This window comes from Bradyrhizobium sp. 215_C5_N1_1 (genome assembly GCF_052075935.1).
In the GTDB taxonomy this organism is placed as follows: Bacteria; Pseudomonadota; Alphaproteobacteria; order Rhizobiales; family Xanthobacteraceae; genus Bradyrhizobium; species Bradyrhizobium barranii.
Genome location: NZ_CP197228.1, coordinates 5,513,175 through 5,527,291, shown reverse-complemented (window position 1 = coordinate 5,527,291; position 14,117 = coordinate 5,513,175). Strand labels below are relative to the sequence as shown.

At 64.8% G+C, this 14,117-nt stretch carries 12 protein-coding genes and 1 pseudogene; 12 read left to right on the top strand and 1 reads right to left on the bottom strand.

The window, feature by feature from the left end:
* Positions 1-59: 59 nt before the first annotated feature.
* The 3 genes and pseudogenes from AB7G19_RS26840 to AB7G19_RS26830 all read left to right on the top strand — a co-directional run.
* Positions 60-770 (top strand): annotated as a pseudogene (locus AB7G19_RS26840) (phosphatidylserine decarboxylase); the annotation flags it as partial.
* Positions 771-850: 80 nt separating this feature from the next.
* The gene (locus tag AB7G19_RS26835; protein WP_028146689.1) at positions 851-1,732 is read left to right on the top strand and encodes a CDP-alcohol phosphatidyltransferase family protein; all 882 of its coding nucleotides are present in this window, start codon (positions 851-853) and stop codon (positions 1,730-1,732) included.
* Between the two features lie 222 nt (positions 1,733-1,954).
* Complete coding sequence (locus AB7G19_RS26830; protein ID WP_441268353.1) at positions 1,955-2,674, top strand: RraA family protein; 720 nt, start codon at positions 1,955-1,957, stop codon at positions 2,672-2,674.
* A gap of 16 nt (positions 2,675-2,690) precedes the next feature.
* Here AB7G19_RS26830 and AB7G19_RS26825 read toward each other — a convergent pair whose 3' ends face one another.
* Positions 2,691-2,984 (bottom strand): hypothetical protein, encoded by a 294-nt coding sequence (locus AB7G19_RS26825; RefSeq protein WP_441268352.1) that lies wholly within the window; start codon positions 2,982-2,984, stop codon positions 2,691-2,693.
* Between the two features lie 100 nt (positions 2,985-3,084).
* On the opposite strand from AB7G19_RS26825, the gene AB7G19_RS26820 reads away from it, so the two are divergent.
* From AB7G19_RS26820 to AB7G19_RS26780, 9 genes are all read left to right on the top strand, one after another.
* Positions 3,085-3,909, top strand: coding sequence for an SDR family NAD(P)-dependent oxidoreductase (locus tag AB7G19_RS26820; protein WP_441268351.1), 825 nt, complete (start codon positions 3,085-3,087; stop codon positions 3,907-3,909).
* A gap of 226 nt (positions 3,910-4,135) precedes the next feature.
* The gene (locus AB7G19_RS26815) at positions 4,136-4,909 is read left to right on the top strand and encodes a motility protein A (RefSeq protein WP_028146686.1); all 774 of its coding nucleotides are present in this window, start codon (positions 4,136-4,138) and stop codon (positions 4,907-4,909) included.
* A 24-nt stretch (positions 4,910-4,933) separates the two neighbouring features.
* Positions 4,934-5,764 carry an OmpA/MotB family protein gene (locus tag AB7G19_RS26810; RefSeq protein WP_014496126.1) on the top strand — a complete coding sequence of 277 codons (831 nt, stop codon included), beginning with the start codon at positions 4,934-4,936 and terminating at the stop codon, positions 5,762-5,764.
* A gap of 273 nt (positions 5,765-6,037) precedes the next feature.
* The gene (locus AB7G19_RS26805; protein ID WP_441268350.1) at positions 6,038-7,936 is read left to right on the top strand and encodes a potassium transporter Kup; all 1,899 of its coding nucleotides are present in this window, start codon (positions 6,038-6,040) and stop codon (positions 7,934-7,936) included.
* Between the two features lie 140 nt (positions 7,937-8,076).
* Positions 8,077-10,005, top strand: a complete 1,929-nt coding sequence (locus AB7G19_RS26800) for a potassium transporter Kup (protein ID WP_028146684.1) — start codon at positions 8,077-8,079, stop codon at positions 10,003-10,005.
* A 304-nt stretch (positions 10,006-10,309) separates the two neighbouring features.
* Positions 10,310-10,636 (top strand): rhodanese-like domain-containing protein, encoded by a 327-nt coding sequence (locus tag AB7G19_RS26795; protein WP_028170872.1) that lies wholly within the window; start codon positions 10,310-10,312, stop codon positions 10,634-10,636.
* A 7-nt stretch (positions 10,637-10,643) separates the two neighbouring features.
* Complete coding sequence (locus tag AB7G19_RS26790) at positions 10,644-11,825, top strand: aminotransferase (RefSeq protein ID WP_441268349.1); 1,182 nt, start codon at positions 10,644-10,646, stop codon at positions 11,823-11,825.
* Between the two features lie 5 nt (positions 11,826-11,830).
* A complete protein-coding gene (locus AB7G19_RS26785) occupies positions 11,831-12,943 on the top strand; it encodes a polyamine ABC transporter substrate-binding protein (RefSeq protein ID WP_441268348.1) in 1,113 nt (370 codons plus the stop codon).
* A 300-nt stretch (positions 12,944-13,243) separates the two neighbouring features.
* Positions 13,244-14,050, top strand: coding sequence for an outer membrane protein (locus AB7G19_RS26780; protein WP_441268347.1), 807 nt, complete (start codon positions 13,244-13,246; stop codon positions 14,048-14,050).
* The last annotated feature ends 67 nt before the right edge of the window (positions 14,051-14,117 follow it).

Genomic DNA, 14,117 nt, shown 5'->3' with positions numbered 1-14,117 from the left:
CAACTCTGGCCTAAACAACTCCACCGCGCGGGGGCGACCCGGCGCCATCAACTCCCAGGCGGCAGATAGCGATGTCCATCCTCGATTCGATCCAGCGTCAGATCCCGCCGATCCACAAGGAGGGCTATCCCTTCATTGGCGGCTTTGCGCTGGCAAGCCTGATCCTGTTCTGGCTGTGGTCGCCGCTCGGGTGGATCGGCACGATCCTGACCGTGTGGTGCGCGCTGTTCTTCCGCGACCCCGTGCGCGTGACGCCGGTGCGCGAGGGGCTCGTGGTGTCGCCGGCCGACGGCCGCGTCTCGATGATCACCATGGCGCTGCCACCGGCCGAGCTCGGGCTCGGCGACCGGCCGCTGCCGCGCATCTCGGTGTTCATGAGCGTGTTCAACTGCCACGTGAACCGCAGCCCGATCGCGGGCAGGGTGGACCGCATCGCCTACCGGCCGGGCCTGTTCATCAATGCCGAGCTCGACAAGGCGAGCGAGGACAATGAGCGCAACTCGCTCGTGATCACGACGCCGACGGCGCGGATCGGCGTGATCCAGATCGCGGGGCTCGTCGCCAAGCGCATCGTCTGCTTCGTCAGGGAAGGGCAGGCGATCGGGGCGGGCGAGCGGTTTGGCCTGATCCGCTTCGGCTCGCGCCTCGACGTCTATTTGCCCCTGGGTACCAAGGCGCTGGTGTCGGAAGGGCAGACCGCGATCGCCGGAGAGACGATTTTGGCCGATCTTGCCGGGGACGACCCAAGCCGCGCCTACCGCGCCAATTAACCATTGGTAGGTGCATCAGGGCCTTCCGCCGCAATGGCGGAGGGGGACGGGGCTTGCTATATCTCGCCTTGAGGTAATCCATGACCCCCTACGATTTCAAAGATCCTGACGTGCGCCGCCGGCGGTTCCGCCCGATCCCGGTGCGGATGCTGGTGCCCAACGTCATCACGCTGCTGGCGATTTGCGCCGGCCTGACCTCGATCCGGCTGTCGATCGAGGGGCGGATGACGCTCGCGGTCTACGCCATCGTGTTCGCGGCCGCGCTCGACGGCATCGATGGTCGCGTCGCACGCATGATCAAGGGCCAGTCCAAGTTCGGCGCCGAGCTCGACAGCCTCGCCGACTTCGTCAATTTCGGCGTCGCGCCCGGCCTGATGCTGTACTTCTGGCAGCTGCATGAGCTCGGCAATGCCGGCTGGATCGCCGCCATGGTGTTCGCGATCTCCGGGGGCTTGAGGCTCGCGCGCTTCAACGCCACCATGGACGATCCGAACAAGCCGGCCTTCGCCGCCAATTTCTTCACCGGTGTGCCGGCGCCGGCCGGCGCGATCACGGTGCTGCTGCCGATCTACGTCGCGTTTCTCGATCTCGGCCGGCTGCCCGCGGCGGTGACGGCGGCCTATACGCTCTTGATCGCCTTCCTGATGGTGTCGCGGCTGCCGGTATTCTCCGGCAAGACCAAGCGCATGCGCGTGCCGCCCGAGCTGGTGCTGCCGGCGTTCGTCGCGGTGATCGTCTTCATCGCTATCCTGATCGCCTATCCCTGGCACGTTCTGTCGATCGGCACGGTGCTGTATCTGCTCGGTTTGCCGCTCGGCTACAAATCCTACCGCGACCAGGCGCGCGCGATGGCGGCCACCGCGCCGTCCGGAGGCGAGGTCCCGTCGCCGCCTTCGGCGCCGACGCTGGCCAATTTGTCGGAGCCGCCGCTCGACGACGACCGGCCCGGACGGCTGCACTAAAACGCGATGAGATTTGGCTGAATCGTCATCGCGCTTTAGGTCGTTGTTTGAGCATGATCTTTTCGGAAAACCGCTGCGCACTTTTCCGGATCATGCACTGAGCGGTTTTCGCGGATATCTGCCATGAAGGCGGCCGAGTTGGGTTGAAGCCCGATCTCGGCTATATCGCCCTGTGCCGGCGGCACCGCGCCAACAGCGGCCGCCAATCTGGGAGAGAACGCCGTGACTGATACCGCGACCGGGCCGCTGCCCGCTGCCGTCCTCGAAGCGCTGGGCCGCTATGACACCCCGACGATCTGCAATGCCATGGAGATCGTGGCGCCCGAGCGCCGGTTGATCGGCTACACCACCAAGCAACTGGTCTGCCCATTTCCCGACCTGCCGCCGATCGTTGGCTATGCCCGCACGGTTGCGATCCGCTCGGTGCTGAAGTCCTCGCTGCCGGCCGAAGAGCAGTCCAGGCGCCGCATCGAATATTACGAATATGTCGGCACCGGCCACGGTCCGCGCATCTCGGTGATCCAGGACATTGACGGTCCCGACGTCGGCTACGGCGCGTTCTGGGGCGAGGTGCAGAGCAACGTGCACAAGGCGCTCGGCTGCCTCGGCGTCATCACCGACGGCTCGATCCGCGACATCCCGCAATGGGCCCCGGGCTTTCAGGCGCTGGCCGGCTCGATCGGCCCGTCGCATGCCTGGGTGCATGCGGAAAGTTTTGGTGGCGAGGTTAGCGTCGCCGGCATGACCGTGAAGTCCGACGATCTGATCCATGCCGACCAGCACGGCGCCATCGTGATCCCGCTCGACATCGCGGCAAAGCTGCCCGAGGCCGCCGAACTCTGCGGCCGCCGCGAGACGCCGATCCTGGAGATCGCGCGCAGCCCCGACTTCTCGCTGGAGAAGCTGAAGGCCGCGCTGAAGCGCTCGGCGGAGATTCACTAAGGGGCGACCGAACGACTTACGGCCGCGACGCCGGCCGTGGGCCGCCCTGTTCCGTCAGAAACAGGGCGGCCTGATCCGGCTCGCCGAAGACTGCGGCGGCGCATCCGATCAGGGTGAAGCCACCGGCGAGATCCCAGAGGGTGATGTTGTCGGCATTATCAGGGACGTGAATCAAGCGCGCTGCGATCACGGCAAAGCCCGCCTCGACAAACAGCAAGACGCTGAACGCCGGCAGGACGAGCCCTGGCTCGAGCAGGTGGAGCGCCAGTACCGCGGGCAGCGCGGTGAGAAGACCGAACAGCGTCAACATGGCAAAACGGCTCCTGCGATGGAGCATGCCGCCCGGCGATAGAATACTGCATGATCTCTCATCGCGGATGTGGCGCAGGGCCGCAGTCGGAGGACGCACAATGAAGATGACTGGCAAAACCGTCCTGATCACCGGTTCAACGGACGGCGTCGGCCGTCACGTCGCGCGCCGGCTGGCCGAAGCAGGTGCGAGGGTCCTGATCCATGGCCGCAATGCCGTGCGCGCGAAAGCGCTGATCGACCAGATCGTGCAGGCCGGCCACGCTGCGCCGACATTCTACCAGGCCGACTTGTCGTCGATGTCAGGCACGCGAGAGCTCGCTGCGGCCGTTCTCCGCGATCACCAGCGTCTCGATGTGTTCGTCAGCAACGCCGGCATCGGCTCGCAGAACGACGGACCGCAACGGCAGGAGAGTCCGGACGGCTACGAACTGCGCTTTGCGGCGAACTATCTCTCGGGCTTCCTGCTTGCGCACTTGCTGCTGCCGCTGCTGAAGTCCGCGGCACCTTCGCGTGTCGTCAATGTTGCCTCTCTCGGTCAGCATCCGATCGATTTCGACGACGTCATGATCAGCAAGGGCTACAGCGGCTCGCGCGCCTACGCCCAGAGCAAGCTCGCGCAGATCATGTTCACCATCGACTTCGCGGAGGAATTGAAGCGCATGGGCATCACCGTCAACGCGCTGCATCCGGCGACCTACATGAACACCACGATGGTGCGCGCCGGCGGCATCACGCCGATCTCGACGGTGGAGCAGGGCGGTGCGGCGATCCTGCACCTCGTCGAAGGCGACGACGTCGCCGGCAAGAGCGGACTGTTCTTCAACGGCATGAACGAGATCCGCGCCAATCCGCAGGCCTACGATGCCGGCGCACGCAGGCTCCTGCGCGCACTCAGCCTCGAGTTGACCGGGCTTTCGTCCTGAGCTGCCATCCTGGCGCCCCGCAATCATGGTTAGCGAAGTGTTGAGATTCCCGTCGGTCGCGGGCAAAGCCGGCGCCCTGTCAGCGCGCTGCGCCGGTCTGGCGCCCCGGCTCAACTTAACCTTTACGCGGCTTTAAGGGGGGCACTCTAGGGTTTCCGATGCGGTTCGGGGTTGGGCCGCGCCAGCGGCCAGGACGGCCGTTGTTGCGTTCGCGTTGGAGTGTCCCATGGATATCATGACGAGCGTCGGGCTCATTGCGGGCATCATCGTCATTACGGCGATGATCTTCATGGGCGGCGACCTCCACATGTTCATCTCCGAACATGCCATGATCATCATCTTCGGCGGCTCGGTCTCGGCCACCATGATCCGCTTTCCGCTCAGCGCGCTCCTGCACGGCCTTCCGCTCGGCGCCAAGTTCGCTTTCACCATGAGCCGCCTGTCGGCGCACGACCTCGTCGACGAACTCGCCCGCATCGCCGAGATCGCCCGCAAGCAGGGCCCGGTCGGCCTCGAAAAGGTCGAGACCGACGAGCCGTTCCTGGCCAAGGGCATCCGCTACGTCGCCGACGGCTACGACCTCGACTTCATCCGCGACAATCTCGAGCGCGACCGCGACAACTTCCTCATGCACCTCGACGAAGGCAGCAAGATCTACCGCGCCATCGGCGACTGCGCCCCGGCCTTCGGCATGATCGGCACCCTGATCGGCATGGTGCAGATGTTCGCCAACATGACCGATCCCTCCAAGCTCGGCCCGTTCATGGCGACCGCGCTGCTCGCAACCCTGTACGGTGCGCTCGTCGCGAACCTGTTCTGTCTGCCGATCGCCGACAAGCTGCACGGCAAGCTGCTCGACGAGGAAACCAACCGCACGCTGATCATCGACGGCATCCTGATGATCCGTGACTCCAAGAGCCCGACGCTCGTGCGCGAAATGCTGCTGGCCTATTTGCCGGAGAAGCATCGTCACGCCGAGGGCGAGCCGGTGCCGGCGTAAAGCCGCCGCCCGGGATCTCGAGAGATGGCCAAGAAGAAGCGCGGCGATGCTCACGGTGGCGGTCACGGCTGGTTCGTGACCTTCGCCGACCTGATGGGCCTGATGATGAGCTTCTTCGTGATGCTCGTCGCGTTCTCGACACAGGACGCCAACAAGCTGAAGATCGTCGCCGGCTCTATGCGCGATGCATTCGGCGTGCAGAGCGAGGCGCGCTACGCCGGAATCGTCGAGTCCGACGGCCTGCCGACCCGCCCGCGGCTGAAGAACGTCGACCACATCCAGCCCGAGGACGCCTCCAACACGCCGACGCCGGATCAGGAGGACCGCGACCGCACGTCGGGCGCGAAGATCAAGGTCGACCGCAACTTTGCGCTCGCCGCGGCCTCGCTGCGCCAGGCGTTGCAGGACATGCCGGAACTGACCGAGATGTCCAAGCACATCATGTTCGAGGAGACCAAGCAGGGCCTCAACCTGGAGATCGTCGATCAGGATGGCCGCTCGATGTTCGCCGACGGCTCCAAGGTGCCGTATGACCGCACCCGCCGCCTGATCGAGAAGCTCGCGATCCCGCTGAAGGCGACGCCGCTCCGTGTCTCCATCGCCGGCCACACCGCGGCCGGATTCGTGCCGACCCGCAGCGACTATGGCGCCTTCGACCTGTCGGCCGATCGCGCCAATGCCGTGCGTCAGATCCTCGAACGCGAGGGCCTGCCGCCGTCCCACATCTTCGCCGTCGCCGGCAAGGCGGACACCCAGCCGCTGTTTCCGGACGATCCCTCGCTCGCGGCCAACCGGCGGGTAACGATCACGCTGATGCGTGAGGATCCGCCGCTGCCGCCGAATTTGAAGCCGTAGAGCGTATCGCGCGAAGCGGCCGCCGATTTCGCGTGAAGAAAACGCGTCGAACCCGGAATCTCGAGGCCCGCTCCGCTTCCCTTGGAGCGGACGGCTCTAGGCACTTGCGCTACCATCTTACCTGAGGCATGTCGTCGCGCTAACAACGATCGTTGCTGCGCCGTCACAGCATCCGCCCCGGCGGCTGCTATGGTGGTGTGCCGATTGACAGGCGCGCCGGAACGGTCAAAAGGCGCCGGATCAATTCTCGGGAAGAAGCGTTTCTCATCTCACATGACGGCGAGCATCACATCGACCGACGCTCAGGACGGGCCGGTCACCTCGGGTTTCTGGGGCCTGACGCTCGGAAGCATCGGCGTCGTCTTCGGCGATATCGGCACCTCGCCGCTGTACGCATTCCACGAGGCGGTCAAGGCCGCGGCCCATGGCGAGCCGGTCTCGCGGGTCATGGTGCTCGGCGTGCTCTCGCTGATTCTTTGGGCACTCTTTATCGTCGTCACCGCCAAATACGTCCTGCTCCTGCTGCGCGCCGACAATAACGGGGAGGGCGGCACGCTCTCGCTGATGGCACTCGGCCAGCGCGCGCTCGGGCGGCGAAGTTGGTTCCTGCTCGCGCTCGGCGTGGTCGGCGCCTCCATGTTCATCGGCGATTCCATGATCACGCCGGCAATCTCGGTGCTGTCGGCGGTCGAGGGTCTGAAGCTCGTGACCCCCGCCTTCGACCACTATGTCGTACCGCTCACCGTCATCATCCTGGTGTTGCTGTTCGCGGTCCAGAGCAAGGGGACGGCGCTGGTGGCCTCGGCCTTCGGGCCGGTGATGGTGGTCTGGTTCACCGTTCTTGCGGTGATGGGCGCCGTGCACATCGCCGACGATCCGTCGGTGCTGGCGGCCATCAATCCCTATTACGCGCTGCAATTCCTGCTGTCGCACGGCACGATCGGTCTGGTCACGCTCGGCGCCGTGTTCCTGGCGGTCACGGGCGGCGAGGCGCTCTACGCCGATCTCGGCCATTTCGGCCGCAAGCCGATCCAGTCCGCCTGGATGTTCTTCGTGCTGCCCGCGCTCCTGATCAACTATTTCGGGCAGGGCGCGCTGGTGCTGTCCGACCCCAGCGCGATCGAGCATTCGTTCTATCGCATGGTGCCCGAGAGTCTGGTGCTGCCGCTGGTTGGACTTGCGACCGCGGCAACCGTGATCGCGAGCCAGGCCGTGATCACCGGCGCCTATTCGCTGGTCTATCAGGCGGTGCAGCTTGGCCTCCTGCCGCGCTTCGAGGTGCGCTACACCTCCGAGACCCATGCCGGCCAGATCTATCTGCCGCGTGTGAACCGGCTGCTGCTGATCGGCGTGATGCTGCTGGTGCTGTTGTTCCACACCCCCAGCAATCTGGCTTCGGCCTACGGCATCGCGGTCTCCACCACCATGGTCGCCGACGGCGTCATGGGCTTCGTCGTGATCTGGAAACTGTGGAACTGGCGCGCTGCGACGGCTGCGGCGGTGATCGTGCCCTTCGTCGTCGTCGACATCAGCTTCTTCAGCGCCAATCTGCTCAAGCTGCTCGAGGGCGCCTGGGTGCCGCTGCTGTTCGGCGCGGTCATGGCCGGGACCATCTGGACCTGGCGCAAGGGGACGGGGATACTGCTCCAGAAGACGCGCCGGATCGAGGTGCCGCTCGACGACCTGATCCGCAGCCTCGAGAAGCGCCCGCCGCACGTCGTCAAGGGCACCGCGGTGTTCCTGACCAGCGATCCCGCCTTCGTGCCGACCGCGCTGCTGCACAATCTCAAGCACAACAAGGTGCTGCATGAGCACAACGTGGTCCTGACCATCGAGACCGCGCACACGCCGCGGGTCGAACTGTCCGAGCGGTTCCGCATGGAGAAGATCAGCGACAAGTTCTCCAAGGTCAGGCTGCGCTTCGGCTACATGGAGCAGCCGAACGTGCCGAAAGCGCTGGCGATCGCGCGCAAGCAGGGCTGGCAGTTCGACATCATGTCGACCTCGTTCTTCGTGTCGCGAAGGTCGCTCAAGGCCTCGGCCCAGTCGGGCATGCCGCTGTGGCAGGATCACCTCTTCATCGCGCTGAGCCGGTCCGCCAACGACGCCACCGACTATTTCCAGATTCCGACCGGGCGGGTGGTTGAAGTCGGCACCCAAGTCACCATCTGAACGCAATTGGCCAAGTCATGCAAATTTCGCATGGCAAGGGCCCAAAATCGGGCTAGGCTATGCCGGCAGCGCAGGACTATAAGCCGCGCGCTCTTCCGCCGTTGTGCAGTGAAGCATTCTAGAGGCCACTGGGCTCTCCCATGACAAGTGACGTAGCGATTTCCGCCCCGGAAACGGCGGCGGCCAATGGGCATGGCGAAGCCCACACCACCGCCCGTTTCGGTGCGCTGACGCTCGGCAGCATCGGCGTCGTCTACGGTGATATCGGCACCAGCCCGCTCTACGCGTTCCGCGAGGCGGTGATGGCGGCCTCGGGCGCGGAGGGGGTGCCTACGCCGGCGGCCGTGCTCGGCGTGCTCTCGCTGATCCTGTGGGCGCTCATCGTCGTGGTGACGCTCAAATACGTCGTGATCCTGCTCCGCGCCGACAACAATGGCGAGGGCGGCACGCTGGCGCTGATGGCGCTGGCCCAGCGCGCGGTCGGCACCGGCGGGGCGACCATCGTCCTGCTCGGCATCATTTCCGGCGCCCTGTTCTACGGCGACGCCGTGATCACGCCGGCGCTTTCGGTGCTGTCGGCCATCGAAGGCATGAAGGACGTCACCCTGCACTTCGAGCCCTACATCGTTCCGTTGACCGTGATCATCCTGGTCGGCCTGTTCGCCGTGCAGTCGCGTGGCACCGCCCGCGTCGCCGCGTTCTTTGGTCCCGTGATGTGCGTCTGGTTCGCGGTGATCGCGATCGCGGCAATCCACCCGATCATCGAGCAGCCGCAAGTGCTGTTCGCGTTGAACCCGCTCTACGCCGTGTCCTTCATGTTCCATCACGGCATCATTGGTTTCGTGACGCTGGGCGCCGTGTTCCTGGCGGTCACCGGTGCCGAGGCGCTCTATGCTGACCTCGGCCATTTCGGCAAGCGGCCGATCCAGACCGCCTGGCTGTTCATCGTGCTGCCGTCGCTGGCGCTGAACTATCTGGGGCAGGGCGCTCTCGTCCTCGGCGATCCCGGCGCGATTGTGAGCCCGTTCTTTCAGCTGTTCCCGCAAGGCTTTTTCCGCGGTTGCATGGTCGTTCTCGCCACTGCCGCCACGGTGATCGCGAGCCAGGCCGTCATCACCGGGGCCTATTCGCTGACGCGCCAGGCGATCCAGCTCGGGCTGCTGCCGCGCTTCGAAATTCGCCATACCTCTGAAGCCCATTCGGGCCAGATCTTCATCCCGCGCATCAACCAGCTTCTGCTGGTCGCGGTGGTGCTGCTGGTGCTGCTGTTCCGCTCCTCCAGCGCGCTGGCGTCGGCCTATGGCATCTCCGTCACCGGGACCATGGTGGTCACGGCGATGATGGGTTTCGTCGTGATCTGGAAGGTCTGGAAGTGGTCGCCGTTCGCCGCCGCCGCCCTGATCGTGCCGTTCCTGTTCCTCGACCTGACCTTCCTCGCTGCCAACCTGCTCAAGGTGTTCGAGGGCGGCTGGGTGCCGCTGGCGCTCGGCGCGCTCATGATCATCCTGATGTACACGTGGCGGCGCGGCAGCCGGCTACTGTTCGAGAAGTCGCGCAAGCTCGAATTCCCGCTCGCCGACCTCGTGGCGATGCTGGAGAAGCGGCCGCCGCAGCGCGTGCCCGGCACCGCGGTGTTCCTGACCTCGGACCCGCTCAGCGCCCCGACCGCGCTGATGCATAGTCTGAAACACTACAAAGTGCTGCATGAGAAGAATGTCATTCTCACCATCGAGACCGCGCAGACCCCGCGGATCGATCCAGCCGAGCGCGTGAGGCTGGAGCAGATCTCACCGACCTTCTCCAAGGTGACGCTGAAGTTCGGCTTCATGGAATCGCCCAATGTGCCGAAGGCGCTGGCGATCGCCCGCAAGCTCGGCTGGCAGTTCGACATCATGTCGACCTCGTTCTTCCTGTCGCGCAGGGCGCTCAAGCCTGCCGCCCATTCCGGAATGCCGCGCTGGCAGGACCGGCTGTTCATCTCGCTCAGCCGCTCCGCCAACGACGCCACCGACTACTTCCAGATCCCCTCCGGCCGCGTGGTCGAGGTCGGTACCCAGGTGACGATCTAGAGCCACCGCCGTCGTCGCCCGGCTTGTCCGGGCGATCCAGTACTCCGAGACAGTTGTGGTTGAATCGATAGGCCGCGGCGTACTGGATTCCCCGCCTTCGCGGGGAATGACACCGAGCGCGTGGTGGGATGCGAAGCAGGAGTTTCAGGCATCCTGAAAGCCGCGCTTCAAGTCGCTGCGATTTAGCTTTAACTTGCGGCATGCAGCTCAAGCCTTTGTAGCGCTTGATTTTCGTCTGCCGAGAGGCGAGGTTGCCGCCCGCCGGGATCGCCCCGGCAGGCGGCTCGTGACGTTGGAGGATGATGTGGCAAACCAGGTACAGGATCTGACCCCGGACGAGGTCTCCAAGGGTGTCGCGGAAGGGCGCTATCTCCTTGTCGACGTGCGCGAGCCGAACGAGGTCGACGCCGAGGCCTATCCTTACGGCGTTGTCGTGCCGCTCTCGACCTTCGATCCCAAGGCGATCCCCGATCCCCAGGGCAAGGAGGTCGTGTTCGCCTGCCGCTCGGGCAAGCGCTCGGTGACGGCCTCGCTCGCGGCCCAGGCGGCGGGTCTGCCTTACGACAAGCATCTGGCCGGCGGCATGCTGGGGTGGAAGGCGGCGGGTCTTCCCAGCAAGGTCGGTGGCTGACCTCGCGATGACGACCAAGAGCTCCTCGCTGAACAAGGTCTTTGCCGACCTTCCCGTCACCATCTTCGAGGCGATGTCGCAGGCCGCGCGCGACAACAACGCCATCAATCTCGGCCAGGGCTTTCCCGACGATCCCGGGCCTGAGGACATCCGCCGCGCCGCGGCCGATGCCTCGCTGAACGGCTACAACCAGTACCCCTCGATGATGGGCCTGCCGGAGCTGCGCCAGGCGATCGCGACCCATTACGGTCACTGGCACGGCCTCAAGCTCGACCCGATGAGCGAGGTGATGGTGACCTCCGGCGGCACCGAGGCGCTGACCTCGGCGATCCTCGCGGTGGTCCAGCCCGGCGACGAGGTGGTCTGCTTCCAGCCGGTCTATGATTCCTACCTGCCGATCATCCGCCAGGCCGGCGGCATTCCGCGGCTCGTCCGCCTCGAGCCGCCGCACTGGCGGTTGAATGAGGACATGCTGAAAAGCGTCTTCAATTCAAAGACCAAGGCGGTGCTCTTCAACAATCCCCTGAATCCGTCCGCGGTGGTCTATCCGCGCGAGGACCTCGAGCTGCTCGCCCGCTACTGCCAGGAGTTCGACGTCATCGCGATCTGCGACGAGGTCTGGGAGCACGTCACCTTCGACGAGCACAAGCACATCCCGCTGATCACCATCCCCGGCATGCGCGATCGCACCATCAAGGTCGGCTCGGCCGGAAAGATCTTCTCGCTGACCGGCTGGAAGATCGGCTTCGTCTGCGCCGCGCCGCCGCTGCTGCGGGTGGCCGCCAAGGTGCACCAGTTCCTGACCTTCACCACCGCACCGAACCTCCAGGCCGCCGTCGCCTATGGGCTCGGCAAGTCCGACGACTACTTCCTGTCGATGCGGAAGGACCTGACGCGGAGCAGGGACCGCCTGACCAGGGGACTGGAGAGCCTCGGCTTCCCCGTGCTGAAGTCGCAGGGCACCTACTTCCTCACCGTCGACCTGTCGCCGCTCGGGCTCAACGAGAGCGATACCGAGTTCTGCTGGCGGATCGTGAAAGACTACAAGGTCGCGGCGATCCCGGTGTCGGCCTTCTACGAGCAGGACGCGGTGACCTCCGTGGTCCGCTTCTGCTTTGCCAAGAAGGACCAGACGCTCGACACCGCGCTGGAGCGGCTGTCGGACGCGGTGCGCGGGCGCAAGAGGTAGGAAAGATGACGAACGTCGGCCGCTCCAGGCGTTGCCTTGGTTTTGCAATCGCCGCGGCGCTGACGTTGCTTTCCGCCCCCGCAGGGGCCGAGGAGCGGGTCGTCAACTTCTACAACTGGTCCAACTATATGGCGCCTGACGTCCTGGAGGCCTTCACCAAGGAGACCGGCATCAAGGTGGTCTACGACACGTTCGACGCCAACGAGACGCTGGAGACGCGCCTGATGGCCGGCAAGTCCGGCTACGACGTCGTGGTGCCCACGGCCTATTTCCTCCAGCGCCAGATCAAGGCCAACATCTTCCAGAAGCTCGACAAGTCGAAGCTGCCGAACCTCTCCAATGCCTGGCCGGTGGTGACCGAGCGCCTTGGCATTTACGATCCCGGCAATGTCTACGCCGCCAACTACATGTGGGGCACGACGGGCATCGGCTACAACGTCTCCAAGGTGAAGCAGATCCTCGGGCCCGACGCGAAGATCGACAGCTGGGACATCGTCTTCAAGCCGGAGAATTTGGCGAAGTTCAGAGATTGCGGCGTCCACATGCTCGACTCCGCCGACGACATTTTTCCGGCGGCGCTGAACTATCTCGGACTCGATCCGAACTCGACCAGGCAGGCCGACCTCGACAAGGCCGCCGACGTCGTCGCAAAAGTCCGCCCGTCGGTGCGCAAGTTTCACTCGTCCGAATATCTCAGCGCGCTCGCCACCGGCGAGATCTGCTTCGTGGTCGGCTGGTCCGGCGACATCATGCAGGCCCGCGCCCGCGCGGCTGAAGCCAAAAGCGGCATCGAGATCGGCTACGCGATTCCCAAAGAGGGCGCGCAGATGTTCTTCGACAATCTCGCGATCCCCGCGGATGCCAAGAACGTCAAGGAAGCCTACGAGCTGATCAACTATCTCTACCGTCCTGATGTCGCCGCGAAGAACTCGGACTTCCTGTCCTACGCCAATGGCAACCTCGCCAGCCAGAAGCTGGTCGACCCGAAGATTCTGAACGACAAGAACATCTATCCGGACGAGGCGACGCTCGCAAAACTGTTCGTCATCACGGCGCGTGAGCCTGCGACGCAGCGGATCATCAACCGGCTGTGGACAAAGGTGAAGACGGGGCGGTAGTCGCTCTGGGAACCGCCCGGAAGCCAAAATCTGCAAAACAACCCCATGCACAGTAGAAGCGTCACCTGCGGGTCGCCGGCGGTGGCGGTGCTTAAGTCGCGATGACGCCTGGCTTCATCGACGCGCGGACGCAATGACCTGAAGCAACGCGCGCGGTGCCGATCTGCGGCCGGTCTTCTCAGATTGCGCATACAACCTGACGTCGTTGCGATGGTATCCGGATGTGTCCTTGGGGTGACAGCGTCCGGCGCGGTTCCGGTGTATGGAACCGGAATATATTCGTTCATAGGAATTGCCCCAATGAAGAAAGTTGTTCTGGCTGCGGCCGGCTCGTTGCTGTTCGTCACCGCTGCGTCGGCGGCTGACATGGCCCCGCGTTACACCAAGGCTCCTGTCGTGGCGCCGGTCTACAATTGGGGCGGTCTCTATCTCGGTATCAACGGTGGCGGCGGTTCTGCGCACACCTGCTGGGACATCTTCAACGATTCCGGCTTCCCGATCGTGCCGTCAGTTCCCGAGGGGTGCCACAACGCGACAGGCGCCACCGTCGGTGGACAGATCGGCTATCGCTGGCAGGCGACCAACTGGGTGTTCGGCCTGGAGGCGCAGGGCAACTGGGCCGATTTTAGGGGCAGCAACGCGAGCCAGTATGCCGTCTTTGGTACCACCTCTCTCCTCAACGACGTCACCAAGGTCGACGCCTTCGGCCTGTTCACGGGGCAGGTCGGATACGCCTTCAACAACGTGCTGCTCTATGCCAAGGGCGGTGCGGCCGTCGTTCACGACAAATACTCGCTCACGGTGACGCCGGCCGGCGCGGCCGCTCTTGCGCCGTTTTTCGCCGTCGTCGCAGGTCAGACCGGTGCCGTCGGCTCCGAGACGCGTTGGGGAGGGACCGTCGGTGCGGGAATCGAGTTCGGCTTCGCGCCGGGCTGGTCCGTCGCCGTCGAATACGATCATCTGTTCATGGGCAGCCGGGACGTGACCACGAACACCATTGCCCCCTTCGCCGCGCCGCCAAGCACTCACCGCATCAGCCAGGACATCGACATCGGCACGGTGCGCGTGAACTACACGTTCGGCGGACCGGTGGTCGCGAAGTACTGAACGGTTCGAGAGCTTGAACGCGAAGGCCCCGGTCATGCGCCGGGGCCTTTTTTGTTTGGGACGAAGT

Bases quoted from the DNA above. Each gene is read 5' to 3' on its own strand.
- AB7G19_RS26835 (WP_028146689.1), top strand. From the start codon at position 851: ATGACCCCCTACGATTTCAAAGATCCTGACGTGCGCCGCCGGCGGTTC.
- AB7G19_RS26825 (WP_441268352.1), bottom strand. From the start codon at position 2,984: ATGTTGACGCTGTTCGGTCTTCTCACCGCGCTGCCCGCGGTACTGGCG.
- AB7G19_RS26780 (WP_441268347.1), top strand. From the start codon at position 13,244: ATGAAGAAAGTTGTTCTGGCTGCGGCCGGCTCGTTGCTGTTCGTCACC.
- AB7G19_RS26820 (WP_441268351.1), top strand. From the start codon at position 3,085: ATGAAGATGACTGGCAAAACCGTCCTGATCACCGGTTCAACGGACGGC.
- AB7G19_RS26815 (WP_028146686.1), top strand. From the start codon at position 4,136: ATGGATATCATGACGAGCGTCGGGCTCATTGCGGGCATCATCGTCATT.
- AB7G19_RS26805 (WP_441268350.1), top strand. From the start codon at position 6,038: ATGACGGCGAGCATCACATCGACCGACGCTCAGGACGGGCCGGTCACC.
- AB7G19_RS26790 (WP_441268349.1), top strand. From the start codon at position 10,644: ATGACGACCAAGAGCTCCTCGCTGAACAAGGTCTTTGCCGACCTTCCC.
- AB7G19_RS26800 (WP_028146684.1), top strand. From the start codon at position 8,077: ATGACAAGTGACGTAGCGATTTCCGCCCCGGAAACGGCGGCGGCCAAT.
- AB7G19_RS26785 (WP_441268348.1), top strand. From the start codon at position 11,831: ATGACGAACGTCGGCCGCTCCAGGCGTTGCCTTGGTTTTGCAATCGCC.
- AB7G19_RS26810 (WP_014496126.1), top strand. From the start codon at position 4,934: ATGGCCAAGAAGAAGCGCGGCGATGCTCACGGTGGCGGTCACGGCTGG.